Source organism: Mucilaginibacter sp. OK283 (genome assembly GCF_900110415.1).
Taxonomy (GTDB): domain Bacteria; phylum Bacteroidota; class Bacteroidia; order Sphingobacteriales; family Sphingobacteriaceae; genus Mucilaginibacter.
In genome coordinates, this window is record NZ_FODR01000001.1 from 981630 (window position 1) to 1003066 (window position 21437).

Annotated in this window: 21 protein-coding genes; 11 read left to right on the top strand and 10 right to left on the bottom strand. The window is 40.9% G+C overall.

Annotation, left to right across the window (positions count from 1 at the left end):
* Positions 1–73 precede the first annotated feature (73 nt).
* Together BMX56_RS04180 and BMX56_RS04185 are read left to right on the top strand one after the other, a co-directional pair.
* Positions 74–307, top strand: a complete 234-nt coding sequence (locus BMX56_RS04180) for an addiction module protein (protein ID WP_090641131.1) — start codon at positions 74–76, stop codon at positions 305–307.
* 13 nt (positions 308–320) lie between these two features.
* The gene (locus BMX56_RS04185; RefSeq protein ID WP_090641133.1) at positions 321–620 is read left to right on the top strand and encodes a type II toxin-antitoxin system RelE/ParE family toxin; all 300 of its coding nucleotides are present in this window, start codon (positions 321–323) and stop codon (positions 618–620) included.
* 105 nt (positions 621–725) lie between these two features.
* Here the strand turns inward: BMX56_RS04185 and BMX56_RS04190 are convergent, their stop codons facing one another.
* A complete protein-coding gene (locus BMX56_RS04190; protein ID WP_090641135.1) occupies positions 726–2450 on the bottom strand; it encodes a glycoside hydrolase family 3 protein in 1725 nt (574 codons plus the stop codon).
* Positions 2451–2664: 214 nt separating this feature from the next.
* On the opposite strand from BMX56_RS04190, the gene BMX56_RS04195 reads away from it, so the two are divergent.
* Complete coding sequence (locus BMX56_RS04195; protein ID WP_090641138.1) at positions 2665–3348, top strand: porin family protein; 684 nt, start codon at positions 2665–2667, stop codon at positions 3346–3348.
* 81 nt (positions 3349–3429) lie between these two features.
* Here BMX56_RS04195 and BMX56_RS04200 read toward each other — a convergent pair whose 3' ends face one another.
* Entirely contained in the window at positions 3430–4458 is a 1029-nt protein-coding gene (locus BMX56_RS04200; protein ID WP_143065355.1) for a hypothetical protein, read from the bottom strand.
* A gap of 287 nt (positions 4459–4745) precedes the next feature.
* Here BMX56_RS04200 and BMX56_RS04205 point away from each other — a divergent pair, with 287 nt between their 5' ends.
* On the top strand, positions 4746–5639 hold the full coding sequence (locus BMX56_RS04205; protein ID WP_090641142.1) for a glycosyltransferase: 894 nt from the start codon (positions 4746–4748) through the stop codon (positions 5637–5639).
* A gap of 6 nt (positions 5640–5645) precedes the next feature.
* Here BMX56_RS04205 and BMX56_RS04210 read toward each other — a convergent pair whose 3' ends face one another.
* From BMX56_RS04210 to BMX56_RS04225, 4 genes are all read right to left on the bottom strand, one after another.
* Positions 5646–6443: a DUF5672 family protein gene (locus BMX56_RS04210; RefSeq protein ID WP_143065356.1), complete on the bottom strand. Its 798-nt coding sequence runs from the start codon at positions 6441–6443 to the stop codon at positions 5646–5648.
* A 22-nt stretch (positions 6444–6465) separates the two neighbouring features.
* Positions 6466–8334: an ABC transporter ATP-binding protein gene (locus BMX56_RS04215; RefSeq protein ID WP_090641146.1), complete on the bottom strand. Its 1869-nt coding sequence runs from the start codon at positions 8332–8334 to the stop codon at positions 6466–6468.
* A 143-nt stretch (positions 8335–8477) separates the two neighbouring features.
* The gene (locus BMX56_RS04220; protein WP_177183704.1) at positions 8478–9539 is read right to left on the bottom strand and encodes a glycosyltransferase family 4 protein; all 1062 of its coding nucleotides are present in this window, start codon (positions 9537–9539) and stop codon (positions 8478–8480) included.
* Positions 9536–10531, bottom strand: coding sequence for a glycosyltransferase family 9 protein (locus BMX56_RS04225; protein WP_090641152.1), 996 nt, complete (start codon positions 10529–10531; stop codon positions 9536–9538). The genes BMX56_RS04220 and BMX56_RS04225 overlap by 4 nt, the downstream gene beginning before the upstream one ends.
* A gap of 184 nt (positions 10532–10715) precedes the next feature.
* Here BMX56_RS04225 and meaB point away from each other — a divergent pair, with 184 nt between their 5' ends.
* Positions 10716–11582: a methylmalonyl Co-A mutase-associated GTPase MeaB gene (gene meaB, locus BMX56_RS04230; RefSeq protein WP_255369766.1), complete on the top strand. Its 867-nt coding sequence runs from the start codon at positions 10716–10718 to the stop codon at positions 11580–11582.
* A gap of 80 nt (positions 11583–11662) precedes the next feature.
* On the opposite strand, the gene BMX56_RS04235 is transcribed toward meaB, so the two are convergent.
* Complete coding sequence (locus BMX56_RS04235) at positions 11663–12955, bottom strand: aminopeptidase P N-terminal domain-containing protein (RefSeq protein ID WP_090641157.1); 1293 nt, start codon at positions 12953–12955, stop codon at positions 11663–11665.
* Between the two features lie 148 nt (positions 12956–13103).
* Here BMX56_RS04235 and BMX56_RS04240 point away from each other — a divergent pair, with 148 nt between their 5' ends.
* Both BMX56_RS04240 and BMX56_RS04245 read left to right on the top strand, forming a co-directional pair.
* Positions 13104–14411, top strand: coding sequence for an OmpA family protein (locus tag BMX56_RS04240; RefSeq protein WP_090641159.1), 1308 nt, complete (start codon positions 13104–13106; stop codon positions 14409–14411).
* Between the two features lie 168 nt (positions 14412–14579).
* Entirely contained in the window at positions 14580–15383 is an 804-nt protein-coding gene (locus tag BMX56_RS04245; RefSeq protein ID WP_090641161.1) for an alpha/beta hydrolase, read from the top strand.
* A gap of 85 nt (positions 15384–15468) precedes the next feature.
* Here the strand turns inward: BMX56_RS04245 and BMX56_RS04250 are convergent, their stop codons facing one another.
* Genes BMX56_RS04250 through BMX56_RS04260 form a run of 3 tightly spaced genes read right to left on the bottom strand, consistent with a single transcriptional unit; the run spans position 15469 to position 17377 of the window.
* A complete protein-coding gene (locus BMX56_RS04250) occupies positions 15469–16266 on the bottom strand; it encodes an ABC transporter permease (protein WP_090641163.1) in 798 nt (265 codons plus the stop codon).
* A 5-nt stretch (positions 16267–16271) separates the two neighbouring features.
* Positions 16272–17171, bottom strand: coding sequence for an ABC transporter ATP-binding protein (locus BMX56_RS04255; RefSeq protein WP_090641165.1), 900 nt, complete (start codon positions 17169–17171; stop codon positions 16272–16274).
* Complete coding sequence (locus tag BMX56_RS04260) at positions 17165–17377, bottom strand: hypothetical protein (RefSeq protein ID WP_090641167.1); 213 nt, start codon at positions 17375–17377, stop codon at positions 17165–17167. The genes BMX56_RS04255 and BMX56_RS04260 overlap by 7 nt, the downstream gene beginning before the upstream one ends.
* Before the next feature lie 234 nt (positions 17378–17611).
* Here BMX56_RS04260 and BMX56_RS04265 point away from each other — a divergent pair, with 234 nt between their 5' ends.
* From BMX56_RS04265 to BMX56_RS04280, 4 genes are all read left to right on the top strand, one after another.
* Entirely contained in the window at positions 17612–18664 is a 1053-nt protein-coding gene (locus BMX56_RS04265; protein ID WP_090641169.1) for a sensor histidine kinase, read from the top strand.
* Positions 18665–18793: 129 nt separating this feature from the next.
* Positions 18794–20128 carry a 3-keto-disaccharide hydrolase gene (locus tag BMX56_RS30030; protein ID WP_177183705.1) on the top strand — a complete coding sequence of 445 codons (1335 nt, stop codon included), beginning with the start codon at positions 18794–18796 and terminating at the stop codon, positions 20126–20128.
* A gap of 41 nt (positions 20129–20169) precedes the next feature.
* On the top strand, positions 20170–20481 hold the full coding sequence (locus BMX56_RS04275) for a hypothetical protein (protein ID WP_143065357.1): 312 nt from the start codon (positions 20170–20172) through the stop codon (positions 20479–20481).
* A gap of 39 nt (positions 20482–20520) precedes the next feature.
* Positions 20521–21246 carry a LytR/AlgR family response regulator transcription factor gene (locus tag BMX56_RS04280; RefSeq protein WP_090641173.1) on the top strand — a complete coding sequence of 242 codons (726 nt, stop codon included), beginning with the start codon at positions 20521–20523 and terminating at the stop codon, positions 21244–21246.
* Positions 21247–21437: the final 191 nt, after the last annotated feature.

A 21437-nucleotide genomic window follows, 5' to 3' on the forward strand; every position in this document is an offset into this window, starting at 1 on the left:
TAAACTTATTTTGATCTTAAATTCCATATTCCCAATGCCTGAATTTTATTAAATTTGTGAAAAGGCTAATTATATGCGCACATCTCAAATACGGAAACAACTGCATGAATATATTGAAACCGCAGAGGACAATAAATTAAAAGCGATATATACCTTGCTGCAAAATGAAATCTCCGATAGCTACGAACTCACCAAAGATCAGAGGGATGAATTAGACAGGAGATACCATGACCATCAAAATGGAGTCGGTCAATCTTTTACCTGGGACGAGACCTTGGCTATGGCAAAACAAGCTTTAGTAAAATAGCCGCCTTTTGTTAATGAATTATGATCTGAAGATCCGCCAGGAGGCCTCAAAAGAATTTTCGAATGCATTTGTATGGTACGAAGAGCAACAATCGGGACTTGGCGATGTGCTTGAAACCGCCATCCGCAGAAAGTTAAATCAAATTAGCAGGAACCCTTATCACTACAAGGCCGACTATAATCAATTTCACCAGGCATTAACTGAAAAATTTCCTTTCCTGATTGTTTATATAATCGATGAAAATCTGAAACAGATTACCGTGATGGCTATATTTCATACCAGTCGCAATCCAAACAAAAGATTTCGAAAATAACCTTTGGGGCGTTACCTACGGTCCGGGCTGTATGCTCATACGCCTTCAGGCATTACACACGGGCCGGTATCCGCGCCCATCCCTAACGCAAAAAACTCACCCCCATTACAACCCTATCCCCGCCCCCGTAGGGAAAAACATATTAACACTCACCGGCAATTTACCCGTTGGCTTCAAAGTACCCATTAGCACTTTTACCACTGATTTTTGCAGCTCGGGGCTGTTTTGGTAGCATACCATCAGGGCGTTACTTTTTTCGATGCCCGGCAGGCCGGCTATGGTGTAGGCATTGGCAAAAACACTGATCACCGTGTTAGGCCGACCGGCCAGATCGGCTATCATGAGTTTTACGTCGCTGCTGTAATCAAGCTTGCTTTGGGGACGAAGGCGGGTTTCATGCACGCCAACTATTACTTGCTGGTACTGGCTTAACAAGGCCAATATATTTTTAAGGCCTATGACCGGGGTATTTTTATCAACCATAAACAGTTTGCAGTTGGGGAAACTTTTGGCGGCTTCCTGCTGTAACGCGGTTGGCGAGGATACACCAATACTCACAATGGCAGTTTTTAAAAACGGGTTTAGCTTAATGGTTGATGCATCGCCTTTTAATACGGTTACAGCGGCATCACTTAGCTGCTGCACCAACTCTTTTTGGGCCGGGCTGTTAATATCGGTGTTAAGATTTAAGGGGGATGCTTCCTGGTACTGGTTAAGCCCGGCCCAGTATTTGGCAGCAAGTACTTTTTTTACCTTGGTTTCAAATTCCTGGCTACTGATAGCACCGTGACGCAATGCTTTGCGGATGAGTTTAATGGCACGATCTGAATTTTCGGATAGTTCAATAACATCCATACCGGCAATAAAGGCTTTTACATCGGCTTCGCCATTGGGGAAGTATTTTACAACGCCTTTCATCTCCATGGCATCTGATACTACCAGGCCTTTAAACTTCAGCGAATCTTTTAAAATACCGGTAATGATGGGGCGCGATAATGTCGACGGCAAATGGGTGGTAGTATCCAATGCAGGGATGCTCATATGTGCTATCATCACCCCGCTGATGCCGGCTGCAATAGCCTCACGAAAAGGGTATTCTTCCAACGAATCCAGCCGGGCCCGGCTATAAGGCAACAGGGGTAAATCAAAATGCGAATCTACATTGGTATCGCCATGGCCCGGGAAGTGCTTCGCAGCGGTGAGTAAACCGGCATCCTGCATGCCTGTAAAATAGGCTATCCCTTTTTTGGCCACGTTATATTTATTATCGCCAAATGAGCGGTAATTGATCACCGGGTTATTAGGGTTATTGTTCACATCCATATCGGGTGCCAAATTAAAATGAGCGCCGATGCGTTTAAAATCGGCGGCCACCTGGCGCCCCATTTTGTATATCAGTGTATTATCCTGTATGGCGCCAAGCGTCATTTGGTATGGGTATGATACAGTCGAATCCAGGCGCATGCCCAGGCCCCATTCGCCGTCCATAGCTATCAGCAAAGGAATTTTTGCCAGTTTTTGATATTGGTTAACCAGGTTTAGCTGCCGGCCCGGGCCGCCTTGAAAAAATACCAGGCCGCCAATTTGCTGATCCTTGATCACCTTACCTACCGAATCGGCATAGGCCTGCCCCTTATTGGTGTGTGCCCGCACGAATAATAATTGTGCAATACGGTGCTTACGGCTCAGTTTATGATAAACAGAATCCACCCAATGGTTTTGCGTATTGAGGCTTTGTATATAGCTTTCTTTTTGCGCGAAAGCGTTTATAAAGATAAAATTAAGGAAGATTACGAACGCGAAACGATAGCTGGTTTTCAATTTTGGCATGTTCAAATGTAAACAGGAAACACCAATTGTTACTAATTAAATCGAATTTTGAAACACGAATTACTGCTAATTAAAGCGAATTGCACGAATTGATAGTGGCATAGACAAGGCCTGCCCGCGGGTTGGTGTAATTAGAAAAATTCCGCGGCATTAGTGTGCACATTAAACCTTTGCGATATTTTTTATTCTATGGATATATAAAAAACACACTAACATGAAGAAGATTATTTTTTTTGCTATCTGCCTGTTTGCAGTATATGACGCCAGCGCACAAGGATATTACGGCCCGCCACGCCGCAGGCCCCGTTACCGCCAAGAACGCCGCGAACGCCCGCGCCAAAGCCAGGACGATTTTTACAGGATAAAAGTTGGGCTAACCGGCGGCTTAAATATTTCAAACACCATTGATGCCGATAACTCCAACTTCAGCACCAACTCTATCGCTGGTTTTAACGGTGGTTTAACTTTGGATATCCCTATTGCTTATCCAATATCATTTGCCCCCGAAATTTTGTATTCGGGCAAGGGTTATACAGCCAATACCGATTACGGGAAGTTTACGCAACGCACCAATTACATTGATGTACCATTGTTGTTAAAGGTTAAGCTGGCACCGCAATTCAACTTTTTGGTAGGCCCATCCATTAACTTTTTGGCATCAACCAAAAATACTTATGAAACCGGTTTTATTACCGAGCAGGAGCAATACTATAACAACCGCGGCGACCATACCGACGTAAGCGGCGTTATTGGCCTTAGTGTTGATTTGAGCCGGAATATTGAGCTTAGGGGGCGCTACAATATCGACCTTACTACCAGTCGCCCGGATGATAACTCCTACCTGCCTAACTACCGCAACCAGGTTTGGCAAATTGGTTTAGGGTTTAAATTTCAATAAAGCTTGTTGAGCTTAAAGCCGAAGGCCTAAAGCTAAAAGCTATTGAACAAGAGCCATTCCGGGATTGCCGGGTGGTTCTTGTTATTTATCCTTCACAAATACTTTTTGAATATCTTGTTCAAACTGATCTTCTTCCTTGTAAAGTGCTTGCCGATAAGGTGCAAAATCTTTTACCAATTCATGGTAGTTAGTTAAACATTCATTTATCCGATTGATAATTTCCGGGATTTGATCCTCGCTTTTATCAAACCTGTACTTTTCAGGAATGGGCATGTCCTGCTGATATGCCGCCGAACCTGTTTTGCCAATAATCATACAGCTGCGCATAATACAAGCCTCGCGCGGCATACGCTCTTTGCCGGGATGGAAGCCAAAATCGACATATAGTTTGGCTTTGTTCATCAGTGCGGCTACTTCGGCAGGTGTCATGTTCTTAATGGGCACCCATTTTATCGTGGGCGTAAGGGCAATAATCTTGTCTAAAAAAACGTCGTTTTTAATGGGGTTGTATATTACCAGGTTTTCTTTGGGCGTACCTTCATTTACCATATCAAAAAAAGCACTGTTCATGTAATCTGATATCCGACCAATCGGCTTTATACCCTGCTCGAGCAAGTGCACCTGCGAGTAGTAAGAGTGGCTGATGTGCTGTACATCGTTGCGGCGTTTAAGCCTGCCGAATGAGGCGGTAGGATATTTGCCCAGGTAACTTTTTAGTTTAAAATGTTTTTTGTGCTGTAAACTTTGGGTGAGATTGTTTTGGGTAATATAATAGTTAACCACGCTAAGCCACCAGATAACTTTGCGCACCTGTTTATAACTATCGTCAAAAATGGGCAGCAGGTGCGTTTCGGGCAGTATGATGATATTTTGAGCACTGTTTTCGATGCTTTCGGTAACAGGCACGTTGTATTTTTCATAGTTTTTATGCACAATATCTACACTGCCGGGGGTTGAATAGTAATACATGAATGCATTAAAATCCAGGCGCTTTAGCTTTGCTCCCAACTGGTGCAATGCCTCGGGCCCGCCGGTGGCATATCCTGCCGGGCAAAAAATATAAATTTTGGTTGCGGGCAGGCAATTTATTTCGGTCAAATTCTTCGTCAAAACTGGCTTGTTGTTTTTGGCAATTTAAAATCCGGTGTAATCATTATTGTAACTCCCGCTTTATTGCAATACGGCATTATTTATATATCTACAACAAATCAACAAATACTATCCTGTATTTCTTTGTTATCTGAAAAAAAAATAAAAAACTTTTTTTAGTAAAAGTTGTATCACATTAACGAAAACGCACGTAATTGATTTAATCGCAATAAAAATTGTATTAAATACGATTTTTATTCGTTATATTACTAACAGCTACTTTTTTTACCGGAAAAACATATTACTGAATGATATCAATTATTATTTCATCCGTTAATAAAGCTAACCTACAGCAGGTAAGTGAAAATATCAATGCCACAATCGGAGTGCCGTTTGAAATTGTTGCTACCGATAACAGCAAAGGCCAAATGGGCATCTGTGAGGTATACAATAAGGGGATGATGCGTGCTCAATATGATATTTTATGTTTTATACACGAAGATGTATTGATAAAAACCAATAACTGGGGGCAAAAACTGTTGGCGTTATTTGAGCAAGACCCCAAATTAGGTTTGGTTGGCATTGCGGGCAGCAGTTATAAACCGCTAACTCCTTCGGGGGTGGGCGGAATTGGGATAAATACTTATTATAGTAACCTTATCCAATCATATAAATATAAAAAAACAAAATCGAAACACGTTTATAGCAATCCCGATAACCAAAGCATTGCCGAAGTAGTGTGTATAGACGGCGTATTTATGGCAACAACAAAAGATGTTGCCGAAGAATTTATGTTTGATGAAATAACATTTAAAAAATTTCACGGTTACGACATTGATTTTTCGCTATCGGTAAGCCAAAAATACAAAGTGATGGTTACGTTTGATATTCTGCTGGATCATTTTTCGGAAGGTTTATACAACGACATCTGGATGATTGAGAACCTGAAATTGCATAATAAATGGAATAAGCACCTGCCCTTAACCGTATGCTCGTTTACACCAGAACAGATCGCCTATATAGAAAAGCGGACCTTTAAAAATTTTATCGATCAACTTATAAGCTTCAACTTCCCTATGAAAACAGCTTTGGGAATGCTGTGGAAAAATCAGAAATTTTTACGGCTTAATTTCAAGCTGTTTTTTAAACTTAAGTTTTATATCTTTAAAAAGTATGCTTCAGTTAGTACCACGCAGGCTTAGCGTGAATTAAATATCATATCCGTAGTTTTTAAATATAGGTCGCCAAAAATCAAGGTGTTTATCCCAGGCGTGGCATCCAAAAGGTATTTCATTATTATTGAGTTTTAACGATTTGGCAGGCGCAAGTTCTATGGCAAATTTCAGCGCTTTTCTATAAGCAGGAATCTTGAGTATTTTGCGTTTCCGGTTTACTTCAATAGCCCAAAAAATATCTTCATTAAACTCATGCTCGGTGCGGGTTAGGTATTTATCCATTTTGTGGCGAAGACTGATACTCAGGTCATGAAATTTTTTTACTCTACGTAACGAAAAACCGCCATTGCCAACCTTAAACTCATATTGCATTGGCGATGGAAATCCATGTTTTTGAACATCAAAACGCGCATGATAATAAAACTGAATTTTTGATTTCACAGCTTTGATAAAATCGGGATATTCGGCTACCCTTATCCATGGGGCACCAATATAATCGTACCCCTGATTACACCAATAGCTTAACTTATCACTAAAAACAAACGCATCCAGCTGATGGATGAGCATAAACTCATAGGCTAAAAATTCTTTATAAAAAACATCAGAGAGCATTAGCGCGTTGTAGCCCTGCACATCTTTAAAATAGTTATCGTCAAAATTTATTACTGATGTAAAAGGAAAAGTCGCTGCGTGGCCGGTTAGTACAAGGCTGGCGGGTTTAATGGCGATAATGGGATAGCCCGACAATACCTTACCTATCTGCTCCAAAGCTATTTTCTCAAGCCCGGTTAAATTGTCTTTATAAAAAGGGATAACAACAACTACCTCCATATTTATTTTTATACTATAGCCTTTAACCGTTAAAGGCCTGCATGTCAATCAACCTTCTGTAAACGCCGCCGTTTTGCAAAAGCTCCTGATGGGTGCCTTGCTCAACAACAGTTCCTTTTTCAAGCACCAGTATTAAATCGGCATTTTGAATGGTGCTCAAACGGTGCGCGATGATTAATGAAGTGCGGTTTTTCATCAGGTTGTTCAGGGCATCCTGAACCAGCTTTTCCGATTCGGTATCTAAAGCAGATGTTGCTTCATCAAGCAGCATAATTGGCGGGTTGTTGAGTACCGCCCTGGCAATGCAAATTCGTTGTCGTTGCCCGCCGGATAATTTAGTCCCCCGGTCTCCGGTGTTGGTTTGGTAGCCCTTATCGGTTTCCATAATAAAATTATGGGCATTAGCTATCCGGGCTGCGGCTTCTACCTGTTGCTGGGTTGCGTTTGTTTTACCAAATGCAATGTTATTAAATATGGTATCATTAAAAAGGATGGATTCCTGGTTTACAATACCCATTAACGCTCTTAGCGATTCCATGGTTACAGCCTGTATATCCACGCCATCAATAAATATTGCGCCAGCCTGAGGTTCAATAAAACGGGGCAGCATATCCATCAATGTTGATTTACCACCACCTGACGGCCCCACAAGGGCAACTGTTTTCCCTTTGGGTATTACCAGGTTTAGGTTTTTCAATACCCACTTATCTATGTCGTCCTTACCTGTTTCTGCAATATCGTTTGCGGCCTGTTTATCGTTATAGGCAAAAAACACATTTTCAAATTTAATACTGTCGGTAAAATCTTTTACTGCAACAGCGTTTGGGGCATCGTTTATTAAAGGCTTTTCATCAATAAGGGCAAGCACGCGTTCACCGGCAGCTATGCCCGAGTGGATATTGCTAAAAGAATCCGAAATCGCCTTTGCCGGGCGCATGATCTGCGAAAACATGGCGATGTATAATATAAAGTTCTCCGCAGTTAACGAGTCGTCATGGTTAATGATCAACGAACCTCCGTATAAAACAATGCCTGAAACCATTAACACACCTAAAAACTCTGATACCGGCGAGGCCATTTGTTGCCTTTTGGCCATAGACCTGGTTATTCTTGAATATTCCTGGTTTTCATGATCAAACCTCTTTTTAATAAACGAGGCTGCGTTAAATGCCTTGATGATCTTGATACCTGACAGCGCTTCATCAAGGTTACTGATCATATTGCTATATGTTTGCTGCGACTCTTTTGCCTGCTCCCTAAGCCGTTTTACTATGCGCGATATTACAAAGGCCGATACCGGAATGATGAGCATCGAAAACAAGGTTAACTTAACCGATACTACAAACAAGGTAACCAGATAAAACAAAAGCTGGAAAGGCTCTTTAAACGCCACCTGTAAAGTACCGGTAACCGAAAACTGCACCACCTGTACATCGGCAGATATTTTTGAAAGTATATCACCCTTGCGCTCGTTATTAAAATAGCCAAGGTGCAAATTCATTACGTTATCAAAAACTGTGCGGCGTAAATTAAGCAAGGTAAAAATGCGGAGGTTTTCCATAATACGCTGTGAAAAATACCTGAATACATTACTCAGTAATACTGATGATATAATGGCCGCGCAGATAAATTCAAGTGCGCCTAAAGTGCCGAACCGCTGATTTGCTAATTGAGCGAAATAGGATAGGTCATTTATAGGGTTCCACCAATTTGCAGGCTGCACCAGCGCTTTTCCGGCCGATCCGGGATTAAAGATTGCCTTTAATAGTGGTGCTAACAACACATAATTTAAGGTGTTAAATACTATAGATAGCAGTGTTAAAATAAAGTATGGTACGGCAAATTTTCCAATCGGCCTGGCAAAAGAAAGAAGCCTGAAATAGATTTTCATTTTTTATATTAAAGTGCAAAACTATGCAAAATTAGCCATGTGAAGGCATTGAATACTTCTGGGCCTTAAGGCAACGCTTAATAAAGGCGCTAAATAGGTTGCCGGTTATGCATCATTGTCAGCAAACTAAAACGCAAATACAGTTATTTATTATGAAGGCAATTGTGGTACAATTGTAAATATTGCTGCGCGGTTTTGTCCCAGTTATATTTATTAGCATGTAATATAGCTTTAGCGGCCTGCCCGCCATTACTAAAATGATGCATTCCATTATTAAAGGAAGTCTGCATATCGTCCGGGTCAAAAGTGTTAAAGTAGTAAGCGGCATCGCCGGCGACTTCTGGCAACGATGTTGACGTTGAGGCAAACACCGGTTTGCCAAAATGCATAGCTTCGATAACCGGTAAACCAAATCCTTCGGCAATGGAAGGAAAAACAAAAGCCTCACAATTTTCATAATACCAGGCGCGGTCGTTTTCAGAAATTGGGCCGGTAAGCTTAACTCTTTCTTCTACGCCAAACTTTTTTGCATTTGCTATGATAACATCTTTATAGGGGGTTAATATGCCTGATATAATCAATTCGTAATCGTTACCCGCAAGCAACGCCGGCAATACATGAAAGTTTTTTTTTTCAGCAACTATACCTATCGAAAACAAAAACGGCTTTTGGGGTTTAAACGCAGGTTGATGACCAGGCGGTACCTCCAGTTTATCGGCACCGTTATAGATCACACTTATCTTGTCGGCAACATCAGGGAAATAGGTTAATACATCGTTGGCCGCGAAATGAGATATGGTAATAATTTTTTCACAAGGGTATATCCGTTCACCTAATTTTTTTAAATAAAGTTTTAATTGTTTAGCTGTTTGGTTTTCATGTACCTGATTTATATCATGTATAGTCATGATCTTTTTTCCCGATTTAACCTTCTTCGGCTTTAACCTTGAATGCTGATCTGTAAAGTGAAACAGGTTTATATTCTTGTTATTGACATAAAAAAACTTGTTATATTTTTTAAAATATTGTTTTTTTACATCAACTGCGTCAAATTCTGATGTATTGGGGTGCAAAAAAAAATGCAGGTCAAACTGCCCGTCATTTTTCCGAAGGAGCGCTTCTCCTAAGCTTCTACCAAAGTAATACAAGCCTGTGTTTGGGTAACGCATGGAATCCAGCGTAACTAATATTTTGGAGGTGCTCATTTTTTCCATAATTTAATTTGCTCATTAATTATTTCTGCAGATATAGGTTTTATATCAACTGTTCCGCTTTCCATAAATTCAGCTTTCTTACCCAATGGCGCCCAGCGCCCAGGATGGATCGGCCTTACCGAGGGGAACAAACCAAGGGTATTTATCCCCGCCATAGCTGCTATGTGCAGGGGGCCTGTACCCGAGGCTATCAATCCATCTGCCTGGCTGATAAAACTAATAAGTTGCGGCAAACTGAATTTTCCAGTCATATCAACTACTGTACCGGGCAGGGTTGTAATCCAATCGGTCAGTAATATTTTTTCTTTATCAGATCCGGTTATAATAATATTAAATATATCCGACGGGAGGGTATCGATAAGCTCCGCGTAGTTATCAAGGCCCCACTCCATACCGCTGCCGTGCGATTTTGGGTGGATGATGAGGTTAAACTTATCGCCGGATAGTTTACCGGCCAAGTCTGGCGGAAGTAGCGCCCTGCTTTCAAAACTGATATGTTCAATAATATCCTGCAACGATGGTACAGATGCCAGGCCTAAAGGTTTTAATAAAATAAGATTGAGCTGTGCCTCATGCAGATCTGATTTTTTACGGCTCAGTTTTACCAGCTTATTACAGGTAAACCAATGAAAAACGCGGTTTGTGGTGCCTATACGTAATTTAATGCCAGCAGCCCTGGCTATTTGAGCCACATGCTTATTAGGAAAAACGTGAATAATAATGTCTATTTTTTTTTCTTTCAGATAGTTAATTTGCTCTGTTTGGGATAGTTTCTTTATCTCATCATAATTAATAAAAAGATCAACCGCTGCACAGGTATTTATAACAGGCTGGGTATAAGTGCGTCCTAAAAACGAAACCGCAGCTCCCGGTAACATCTCTTTAATATAAGCAGCCATGGGCAATGTAAGCACCACATCGCCGATAGCATCTGTACGGTTTATTAATATGTGTTGTATTTTTGTTTTGAGGGGCTGGGGCATTGTTGCAAACGTTGAATATGCTATGGGGCCGAATACCGTATTTATTCTTTCTTTACTCAGAACTTAAAACTCAACACAGACCGCACAAGTGCAATAATAAAGATTAAATTGCCTTTTATTATGATAATTTTCGTCATTTGCATTTACAAATATGAATGTGGCAGCTGTTTTTAACAAAACCGGAATGACAAATAGCATTAACTTTAAACAGGTCGCCCGTGCATTAACCATTGTTGAAAACGACCTGCCCGGAAGCCAGCAACTATTAAAGGGCCTTACATTTAATAAACCTGCCCCGGTAATTGGCGTAACCGGCCCGCCCGGCGCAGGCAAAAGCACCCTGGTAAATGCTTTGATAGATTTGCTTTTAAAAGATGGCAGTAAAATAGCGGTTTTGGCTATTGATCCCACATCGCCTTTTAACTTCGGCTCCCTGCTTGGCGATAGGATTCGGATGTCTTCGCACTTTAATCATCCGGATGTTTTTATTCGCTCGCTGGCTACCCGCGGTTCATTAGGTGGCTTATCGGCCAAAACCATAGAAATGACCGATGTATTACGTGCCGCCGGATTTGATTATGTGCTGATAGAAACGGTTGGTGTTGGCCAGTCGGAAATTGAGATAAGCGGACTGGCGGACGTTACCCTTGTGGTACTGGTACCCGAGGGGGGCGATGAAGTACAGCATATTAAATCGGGCCTGATGGAAATTGCTGATGCTTTTATTGTTAACAAAGCCGACAGGGCCGATGCAGATGTATTTGCCAATAACCTGAAAAAAATTATAGGACAAAAAAAAGACGGACAGCCTCCTGTATTTAAAACAACAGCATTGCAGGGTACGGGGATTGCCCAGGTTGCCGGGTTTATCAAAACATCAATGCAGGTAAAAAACCCTCGTCGGCAGTTACTGCTTACCGAAAAGGCTTACAAGCTGTTAGCACATAAATTAACGCATCATATAGATAAAAAAAAGCTTCAGCAAGATGTTACCGTCGCTTTAAATTACAAGGATTTTAACCTTTATAGTTTTGTTGATTCGTATTTATAACCACTTGACCAGGCTTAAGTCGAAAGCCTTAAGTTCTGAGCCTGAATTGTCATTTTCGACTTAGAACTTGAGCCTTTCGACTAAAAATTATTCATAATCTCTTCAATATGCTCTGCCTCAACGGGAATATTGGCCATCAGGTCGCGATTACCATTGTTGGTAATTAAAATATTATTCTCAATTCGTATACCCAGGCCTTCTTCAGGTATATAAATACCTGGCTCGCAGGTTAGTATGTTGCCAACCTCGAATTGTTTATACCTGCTGGCAAAGTCATGAACATCCAAACCCAGGTGGTGCGATGTGCCATGCATAAAATACTTTTTATATAATGGCGCGTTGGCATCCTGCTTTTCCACATCATGTTTATCAAGTAAGCCAAGGCCTATCAGTTCGCTGGTCATTATTTTGCCAACCTCGTCCTGGTATTCGGTTAAAACAGTGCCGGCCACAATCATGCTGCTCGCCTCGCGCATTACACGTAAAACGGCATCATAAACAGCTCGCTGGCGTGGGGTAAACCTGCCATTAACCGGTACCGACCGGCTCATATCAGCGTTATAATTGGCGTACTGGGCGCCAAAATCAAACAGAATTACGTCGCCATCATTACAAACCTGGTTGTTATCAATATAATGCAGCACGTTGGCATTTTTGCCCGAGGCAATTATTGGGCTATAAGCATGACCGGTAGCCCTTTGCCGTAAAAACTCGTGTATAATTTCGGCCTCTATTTCATATTCGGCAACACCGGGTTTTATAAATTTAAGTACGCGTACAAAAGCATCGTGGGTGATGTTACAGGCTTTTTGGATCAGCTCAATTTCCGGCTCCGATTTTATAACTCTTAAATCTCTTAATATCAACGCCGAGCGTTCGTATTTATGCAGCGGATATTTTTGGCGTAATGCTTCATACATCCGCATATCCCGGTATGGTACAGTATGTACATACCGGTCGTTTTCGTTAGTGTTTATGTAAATATTTTCGGCATAATTGATAATGCTATGTAAAATAGCGTCGTATTCATGCAGCCAGTAAACACTCTCGATACCAGAAACTTGTCTCGCCTCCTCTTTTGTATACTTGTGTCCTTCCCAAATGGCAATGTGCTCGTTGGTTTGTCTTAAAAAAAGTACTTCTTTGTATGCCTTATTAGGACAATCGGGGTATAGCAGCAATATGCTTTGCTCCTGGTCGATACCCGTAAGGTAAAAAAAATCCGGATTTTGTTTAAAAGCAAAAACCTGGTCACCACTCACCGGAAACTCATCATTAGAGTGAAAAACAGCCAGTGAGTTTGGTTTTGTTCTCGAAACGAAATTTTTTCTATTATTTGTAAATAGCGAATGGAAAATTTCCAAATATTTCATATTTAACTCTTGATTATTTTAATAAATCATTTTTTTTTCCTTATTTGTGTAACTATTACAATTTTTGGAACAATGTTTGGTCATCGTTTCAAACATAATTACTAAATTTGAAAAAAATCACAATTAAAATCGTTTAATCTTAAAAACTATGAATTATTCTACATTAAAGAAAACAGCAGCACTGTCGTTTGCTTCTTTGCTGGTTGCGGGTATGGCTAGCGCTCAGACCGACTCCACAAAAACTGGATCTGCCAAATTGTTTGGCGGCATCGGACAGTACAACACATTTAGTATCGGCGCAAGCGTTGGTGTAACATCTGCCCTTGTTCCTTTCTCAATCAATTCAACCAATAAGTTTAAGGCTAGCTTAGGCTATGGTGTGTCGTTAAGGCAGCAATTGTCACACACTTTCAGCTTACAGTTAGACTACTTAGGCGGAAAAATTAAAGGGACTGACAAAGCTGGTACTAATAAATACGGCTTTACAGATTTTGAAACCACTTACAATGCTGGATCATTAAGCGGCGTATTTAACATTGCAAGTGTGAGTTTTTTACATCGCGAAAACGCTGTTAATTTTTATGGGTCAGCCGGTTTAGGTCTGGATTTTTATAAACCAAAATCATATACCCGTGCGGTAGATGGTCTTGTTTATCCTCCTTACCCTAAAACTGTAAAAGAATTATACGCTCCGGTTGGTGTTGGCGTTAAATTTAAGTTATCTGACGCGTTGGCATTAAATTTTGGTTATACAATTTCTTTTGTTCAAGGTTACAATTTCCAGGGTTTCAAAACTTATCCTCATCAAAACCGCTACTCATATAGCTATGGTGGTTTAGAGTATACTTTTGGTCCAAGTTCAAAAAAGAACTTAGAGTGGGTAAACCCAGTTGCTCAAATGTATGATGAATTGTATGATGCAGCTTTACGCGCAGAAGTTGAAGCTTTAAAAGGCCGTGTAACAAACGTAGAAACTGCTGTTAACGACCTGAAAAAAGATTCAGACGGTGACGGTGTTGCTGATCAGTTTGACAAATGCCCAGGTACTGCTGCGGGCAGCGTAGTTGATGGTTCTGGTTGCGTTATTGTATTCCCTAAACCAGCTGCTGATTCAGTTGTTGCTAAACCTACTGCTTACTCAAACATCCAGTTTGAATTTGACAGCTCGGTATTACGCACTTCATCTTACCCGGTGTTAGATGCTACTTCTGCAGATTTGCGTGCTTCTGGCAAAGGTGTTGAAGTTGACGGCTTTGCTTCATCTGAAGGTACTGCCGCTCACAACATGTCTTTATCAAAAGATCGTGCTAACTCAGTAAAAACTTACTTAGTTAACTCTGGTGTTGATGCTAAAAAAGTAAAAATCAAAGGCTACGGCGAAACCATGCCAATTGCCGATAACTCAACCGAAGAAGGTCGTGTATTAAATCGTCGTGTTCAGTTTAAACAAAAATAATCGTTGATAAAACATTATTTGCGAAAGCCCCGGATAACCCGGGGCTTTCTTCGTTTAACACGATTTAAGGATTCTTGCAGTATTAAGATGACTTTGGAAACGCATCTCCCTGCTCTTTACTCTTTTTTGACATCTATGTTTAGCAGGAATGTTATCTTTAAGTAATTCATGAACATCATTTTAAAAGTAACACTTTGGCTTATAGGTATTTTTACAGGCATTTACCTGGTCATTTGTTGTTTCTTTTATTTTTCACAGGATGATTTGATCTTTCAGGGAACGCGATATCCTGCCGGATATCGGTACGATTTTCGGTCCGCTTACAAAGAGTATAATATAAAAACTGCCGATGGCAATACATTAAACGGCGTTTTATTCCTCTCCCAAAAACCAAAAGGGCTTGTTTTTTTCCTGCATGGCAATGGCGGTACAATTGATAGCTGGCATACAGTTGCAGGTAATTACAATAACGTAGGGTATGATGTATTTATGCTTGATTATCCGGGATACGGCAAAAGTACAGGCAATATTAAATCGCAGCAGCAACTTTTTGATGCTGTAAAAATGGCATACCAACATGTCAAAACATTATATCCCGAAAATCAAATTGTCATATTAGGCTATTCTATCGGCACAGGCCCGGCAGCCTGGCTAGCATCACAAAATCATCCACAAAAACTCATCCTACTTGCTCCTTACTATAGCCTGGTTGATGAGGCGAAAACGCTGTACCCATTTTTGCCCTCTTCTATTTTAAAATACCCACTCCAAACTTATGAGTACATTCAGCATACTTCTGCTCCTATTGTCATTTTTCACGGTGATGAAGATGAGTTGATAAACCACTCTTCGTCCTTCCGACTCCAAAAATACTTTAAGCCCGGCGACAAGCTAATTATCCTGAAAGGGCAGCATCATAACGGCATAGATGATAATACCAAATACAAGGATTCATTGAAAAAAGTCCTGTAAACAAAATAGACGTGTGCTACACGTCTATCCAATTTTTATTCTGCAGGCAATTTGCACATCTAAAATCTGCATATCCGCACATTTATCACTTAACGCTTTTCTTCTGCACAATAAAGTATCCTGCAATAAATACAACTATGGCTACTGCCATACTTACAAAAACATCTTTTGTAAACACATCTATTTGAATGCCTTTTTGCACCCCTTCGCCTCGATGCATCATGGTAGTAATAGCTTGCATGGGGTGCGAATAAGGGAAAAGATAACAATACTCCCAGTTTTTTGAGGCCAGGATAACACCGGTAATGGTGCACACAAAGCCGATGCCCATCGGCTTTAAAAAATCGGCCCAAAGTAAACTGAGCAAAAACTGGATGGATAAGATGCCCAGCGATGACAAAAATAATTTAAAATATATCTGCGCCAGCTCCTTTTCCATGTGGTAATCATCAAACCTAAGTTCGGGTTTTACGATGCTCAATAAGTTGCCAAACCCTATTGTAAACAGCACAAACAGCGCAAGTGTTAAAAACACCAGGAATACCGCATAAGTATATTTGGCGCCGTATACCGCCCAACGCGAAATAGGCAAACTGAACAGGCTTTTCCAGGTATCGGCCTTGTGCTCAATACTATTTACCGAGTAGGCTATAAAAATAATAAACATGGGCAGCAGTAATGAACCCATTACGCCTAATATGGCGCCGGCAAATTGCAGCCACAGCATTATGGGTGGTGTGCCTGTAAGTTTTTCGGCCTTGAGGTAAAAGCCCACAAAAAGTAAAGTGGAAATAAACAGCGGTAGTATAATGGCAGCCCAAAAACCCAACGTTTTTCGGCTTTTGTAAAATTCCGACCGGAACGATAGTATAAATCCTTTCATGGGGTTCAGGCTTTTTGGGTGATATCTAAAAACAGGCGTTCCAAATCTTTTTGCTGTTTACCTATACTAAATATGGCATGGCCGTTATTGTGCAACAGTGCATTTATTCCCGCCGTTTTTTGCTTGCTCGCGTACGGAACATACAGGTAAGTATCGGTAACATCGGTAACGGTATAACCGTTACGGGTAAGCAGGTTAGCGGCATCAACTGTGTTATCTGTCTCGATGCATACAAGCGGCTGGCTCAAGGCCTGCAACTCGCCGATGCTGCCCTGAAACAGCAGCTCGCCATGGTTAATAATACCTACGTGGGTGGCCATGCGTTCAACCTCGGCCAGTAGGTGGCTTGATATAAATACCGTTTTTTTATACTGACCAACCAGTTTAATGAGTAACTCACGCACTTCGATGATCCCGTTAGGATCAAGGCCGTTGGTGGGCTCGTCAAGGATTAAAAGTTTGGGATCGGCAAGCAGGGCAAGGGCAATGCCCAGGCGCTGTTTCATACCCAGGGAGTATTGTCCGGCTTTTTTGTGGGCCGCATTGGTAAGCTGCACAAGAGCCAGCATTTCGTCAACGCGTTTAACAGGCACCTGTAATAACAAGGCCCTGTTTAATAAATTCTCTTTCCCGGTAAGGTGTTGGTATATAGCAGGCTGCTCAATAAGCGAGCCTATTTGCGATAAAATTTGAGCGCGGTGATGTTGAATGTCCTGTTCAAATATTTGGATGCTGCCGCTTTGGATTTTGAGCAGGTTTAACAGGAGTTTGATAGTAGTGGTTTTCCCGGCACCGTTTGGGCCAAGAAAACCATATATGCTTCCTTCGGGTACCTGTAGCGCAAGTGATTTAACTACTTGCTGATTACCGAAGTTGAAGGATAACCCTTCGGTACTAATTACCATACATTGTTACTTTTGGCAACTGAGCAAACAGTTTTAACAAGGGTAATGCCCTTGTAAAACAACGAGGTAGCGTGTACCGCTGATGTCCCCATTACTGCTGATTCCTTTTTTTGTTCAAACTGGTAGCTTACACCTAAAATAAGGGCGAACATTACCGGTATCAACAACATGATAAAAGGGTTAGAATTTTTGATAAGCGTTTTCATTGCGAGTGATTTGATAGAACAAAGAAATACTTATTTTACCACCTGCTAAAAAGTATTAGACCAACACACGGAGTTTATAGATGAACGCCTTTTTAAACATTTTAACCAGTTTATCGATTATAAAAGCCAGTTCATCGACAAATTGAATTACTATATATAAATAAACGCCCGTATAACAATCAAAATACTAAATTACATCACATTAAACCTTTTTATTAAGGGATAAAACGGCACATGCAGAACACTATTTCACCTGATAATCAAACACGCGGTTTAAAAACGGCCTGGCATATTTTCTGGCATTTACTTTTTTGGCTTGGGATGATCTCGCTGTTCATTTTCCTGGCCCGGATGAATGACCATATAACACTAAGGCAATTGGTTATTATATTTCTGGTGTTCCCGATCATCAATATCGGGTTGTTTTACATTAATTTCCTGGTATACATTCCCCGCTTCCTGGATAAAAAAAGGTATTGGGCTTATGCCTGTGTAGCTCTGATAACCATTATAGTTTTCGGTGTTGTTAAATATGGGGTAGGCCTGTTGTTTAAAGATGTGATACTGATACACAACAAGGGGCAGCAAATAAGCTTTGCCGCTTACTTTTTCAACACCGTTTTTACCAGCCTGATTTTTATTTTTTTAAGTACGGTGCTTAAATTCACTACCGATTGGTTCCTGAACGAACGCATTCAGCATGATCTTGAAAACCAGCGATTAAGCGCCGAGCTTGCTTTTTTAAAATCGCAGATAAATCCGCATTTTTTATTCAATTCCTTAAACAGTATTTACTCGCTGGCCTATCAAAAATCCGAAACAACGCCCGAAGCTATCCTGAAGCTATCCGAAATTATGCGCTACATGCTTTACGAGTGCAATGACAACCGGGTTGATTTAAGCAAGGAGTTGCAATACCTGCACAACTACATCGATTTGCAAAAAATCCGCTTTGGCAACAAGGCTTTTATTGATTTTAAGGTAATGGGCGATGTAACCAACCAGCAAATTGTACCCTTATTATTAATAGCCTTTATCGAAAACGCTTTTAAGCATGGCGTGGCCAATGATGTGATGACGCCAATTAAACTGCTCATTAATGTTGACGAATGCCAACTGCACTTTTACATTCAAAATAAAAAACATACCCATAACCGCGACGCCATTGGCGGGATAGGACTAACCAATGTGCAAAGGCGTCTTAATCTTTTATATCCCGGTAAGTATACTTTAAATATCAGGGATACAGAAGATACCTATACTTGTGAATTATCAATAATCTTGTGAAAGTTCCTCTGTCATGCTGAGGTACGAAGCATCTGCTCGACAACTTTTCTATCGGTCATGCAAAGCTGATAGATTCTTCGTACCTCAGGATGACAGGAAAATTGGATAAACATAAACATTACCCAAACCATGAACCAGTTAAAAACCATTTTATTAATGCTGTTGTTAGCCGTATGCAGGTACAGCGCCTCGGCACAAAATGATCCAAAACTTACCGAAATTTGGGATCCGGAACCAGCCATAGTGCATCCGGGCGTTGGCGATAAAGCGCCGTCAGATGCCATTGTTTTGTTTGATGGAAAAAACCTGGACGAATGGACAGATCAAAAAGGAATGCCCCCCGGCTGGACAATTAAAAACGGTATCCTTACCGTGAAACCCGGCAGTGGCTCCATCATCACCAAAAAAAACTTTGCTGATTGCCAGCTGCATATTGAATGGCGCACACCGGCCATTGTAAAAGGCGAAGGCCAGGAGCGCGGCAACAGCGGCGTAATAATGCAAAGCCGTTACGAGCTACAAATACTGGATAGTTATAAAAATCGCACCTACTCCAACGGGCAGGCTGGCTCTGTTTACAAACAACACGTGCCTTTGGTAAATGCTTCGCTTAAACACGGTGAATGGCAAAGGTATGATATCATTTATACCGCGCCGCGTTTTAATTTAGATAGTTCGCTTAAAACACCGGCTTACATTACGGTTTTACACAACGGCGTGCTGGTACAAAATCATGTGGCTATAAAAGGCACAGTAGCCCATGTTGGCCAGCCTAAATACACCAAGCACAATTTTGCACAGCCGTTATTGCTGCAGGAGCATGAATTCCCCGTATCGTTCCGCAACATCTGGATCAGGGAGATCAACGTTCAAAAACTTTTTAACGGCCGGGATAAAACAGGTTGGTATACATTTTTAGATACATTGGGCAAAAACAACGATATCCATAACAATTTCATTGTAGAAAATGGTGCGGTGCATGTAATGGGTAAATATTTTGGCTATATGAGTACCCTAAAATCCTACTCCAATTATTACCTTAAAGTGGTATTTAAATGGGGCACCAAACAATACTTTCCACGCCAAACCGGTAAGCGGGATGCCGGTATCCTTTATCATTTTGGATTGATGGAAAAAGATACCGTTTGGCCAAAATCAATAGAATTTCAGATACAGGAACAAGATTGCGGCGACTTTTGGTGCGTTAAGCATACCAATGTAGATTCGCCAAACAAATGGGAAGTAGCCTGGGATCAAAAGCACATTTTCCGCACAGAAAATTTTGAAAAGCCAAGAGGCGAATGGAATACGCTGGAGATTATTTGCAACGGTAACCAAATTGAACATTATGTAAACGGGCACCTGGTAAACTGGGGTACAGGTTCGGTAACCGAAGGCAGGATACTATTACAATCAGAAGGGGCCGAGATATTTTATAAATCGGTAGAGTTAACGCCGCTATGATGAATGTGAAAAGCATCACTGATCCTCACTTAATATACACCGTGGCTGATTCCAAAAAAAACAAAATTATCTGGACTAAATATACAGCAGGTAGTGAATGGCTTTATTGGGGAGATATCGACAATATGAATAGGAAGCTTGTTACTGACGCTATTAACGTTCACTTCAGTGAAGAAACACTTTATATCGTCACTACGCGCATTGGATCGAGGCCAGCAACAAAGTATACTGTTGAAGAAGATATTTTAAGCCTGCTATGTGTCCACAATTTTACAATATGGGACAAAGCGTTTAAACAAGTAATTGAGTTTAACAAAATTGGAACAATGCGTTGTGGACAATCATTAGTATAAAATTTATTTAATAAACCATTTAACTCTTATTTTTACAACATGATCAGATGCCTGGTAGTTGATGATGAGCCTTTAGCGCTGCACATTTTGGAAGATTATATATCTAAAATGCCTTTTTTGCAATTGGTGAAAGCCACAACCAATCCTATTGAAGCCCTTACCCTGGTACAGGCGGGCAATGTGGACCTGGTATTTTTAGATGTGCAAATGCCTGAGTTAACCGGTATTCAATTCCTGAAGATAGCCAACGGTAAAGCCAAAGTGATACTTACCACCGCTTACCCGCAATACGCTTTAGAGGGCTATGAGTTGGATGTGGTTGACTATTTATTGAAACCCATCGCTTTCGATAGGTTTTTTAAGTCGGTACAAAAAGCCCAAAGCATTATACAGCCCGTAACCAAAACTGTAATACAGGCCGAACCTGCTCAGCAGGACGATTTTTCGACGGATTTTATCTTCGTAAAAACCGAACATAAAATTCAGAAGGTTTACCTGCACGATATTTTGTTTATTGAGGGATTGAAGGATTACATCTCCATATTTACCTCTGCAGAGCGGATTATTACCCTGCAAGGCATGAAAAAAATGGAAGATGCCCTGCCCGAAAGACATTTTGTACGGGTGCATAAATCATACATCGTAGCACTTAACAAAATTGACAGCATCGAGCGAAGCCGCATCCAGATAGGCGAAAAAATTATCCCCGTTGGCGACACCTACCGCGATGAGTTTTTCAAGATCATTGATGATAAAAACGTTTAGTATTCCCAATCCAATTAAGACAATTGTGGCTTGCAAGAAAATTCTATAATTTGTAATTACATTAATTTTGAAATAGGTGAGTACAAATAAACAAGATACCGAAAAAAAAGCAGGTGATGCAGCTAATCAAAAAGCATCCCCTTCAGGGGGCGGGGGGGGCTCCTCCGTTACCGGTAAAGCGCTTGATTGGA

Bases quoted from the DNA above. Each gene is read 5' to 3' on its own strand.
- BMX56_RS04250 (WP_090641163.1), bottom strand. From the start codon at position 16,266: ATGAAAGGATTTATACTATCGTTCCGGTCGGAATTTTACAAAAGCCGA.
- BMX56_RS30030 (WP_177183705.1), top strand. From the start codon at position 18,794: ATGAACCAGTTAAAAACCATTTTATTAATGCTGTTGTTAGCCGTATGC.
- BMX56_RS04220 (WP_177183704.1), bottom strand. From the start codon at position 9,539: ATGAGCACCTCCAAAATATTAGTTACGCTGGATTCCATGCGTTACCCA.
- BMX56_RS04210 (WP_143065356.1), bottom strand. From the start codon at position 6,443: ATGGAGGTAGTTGTTGTTATCCCTTTTTATAAAGACAATTTAACCGGG.
- BMX56_RS04205 (WP_090641142.1), top strand. From the start codon at position 4,746: ATGATATCAATTATTATTTCATCCGTTAATAAAGCTAACCTACAGCAG.
- BMX56_RS04265 (WP_090641169.1), top strand. From the start codon at position 17,612: ATGCAGAACACTATTTCACCTGATAATCAAACACGCGGTTTAAAAACG.
- BMX56_RS04260 (WP_090641167.1), bottom strand. From the start codon at position 17,377: ATGAAAACGCTTATCAAAAATTCTAACCCTTTTATCATGTTGTTGATA.
- BMX56_RS04255 (WP_090641165.1), bottom strand. From the start codon at position 17,171: ATGGTAATTAGTACCGAAGGGTTATCCTTCAACTTCGGTAATCAGCAA.
- BMX56_RS04215 (WP_090641146.1), bottom strand. From the start codon at position 8,334: ATGAAAATCTATTTCAGGCTTCTTTCTTTTGCCAGGCCGATTGGAAAA.
- BMX56_RS04225 (WP_090641152.1), bottom strand. From the start codon at position 10,531: ATGCCCCAGCCCCTCAAAACAAAAATACAACACATATTAATAAACCGT.
- BMX56_RS04180 (WP_090641131.1), top strand. From the start codon at position 74: ATGCGCACATCTCAAATACGGAAACAACTGCATGAATATATTGAAACC.
- BMX56_RS04280 (WP_090641173.1), top strand. From the start codon at position 20,521: ATGATCAGATGCCTGGTAGTTGATGATGAGCCTTTAGCGCTGCACATT.
- BMX56_RS04240 (WP_090641159.1), top strand. From the start codon at position 13,104: ATGAATTATTCTACATTAAAGAAAACAGCAGCACTGTCGTTTGCTTCT.
- BMX56_RS04185 (WP_090641133.1), top strand. From the start codon at position 321: ATGAATTATGATCTGAAGATCCGCCAGGAGGCCTCAAAAGAATTTTCG.
- BMX56_RS04190 (WP_090641135.1), bottom strand. From the start codon at position 2,450: ATGCCAAAATTGAAAACCAGCTATCGTTTCGCGTTCGTAATCTTCCTT.
- BMX56_RS04195 (WP_090641138.1), top strand. From the start codon at position 2,665: ATGAAGAAGATTATTTTTTTTGCTATCTGCCTGTTTGCAGTATATGAC.
- meaB (WP_255369766.1), top strand. From the start codon at position 10,716: ATGACAAATAGCATTAACTTTAAACAGGTCGCCCGTGCATTAACCATT.
- BMX56_RS04235 (WP_090641157.1), bottom strand. From the start codon at position 12,955: ATGAAATATTTGGAAATTTTCCATTCGCTATTTACAAATAATAGAAAA.
- BMX56_RS04245 (WP_090641161.1), top strand. From the start codon at position 14,580: ATGAACATCATTTTAAAAGTAACACTTTGGCTTATAGGTATTTTTACA.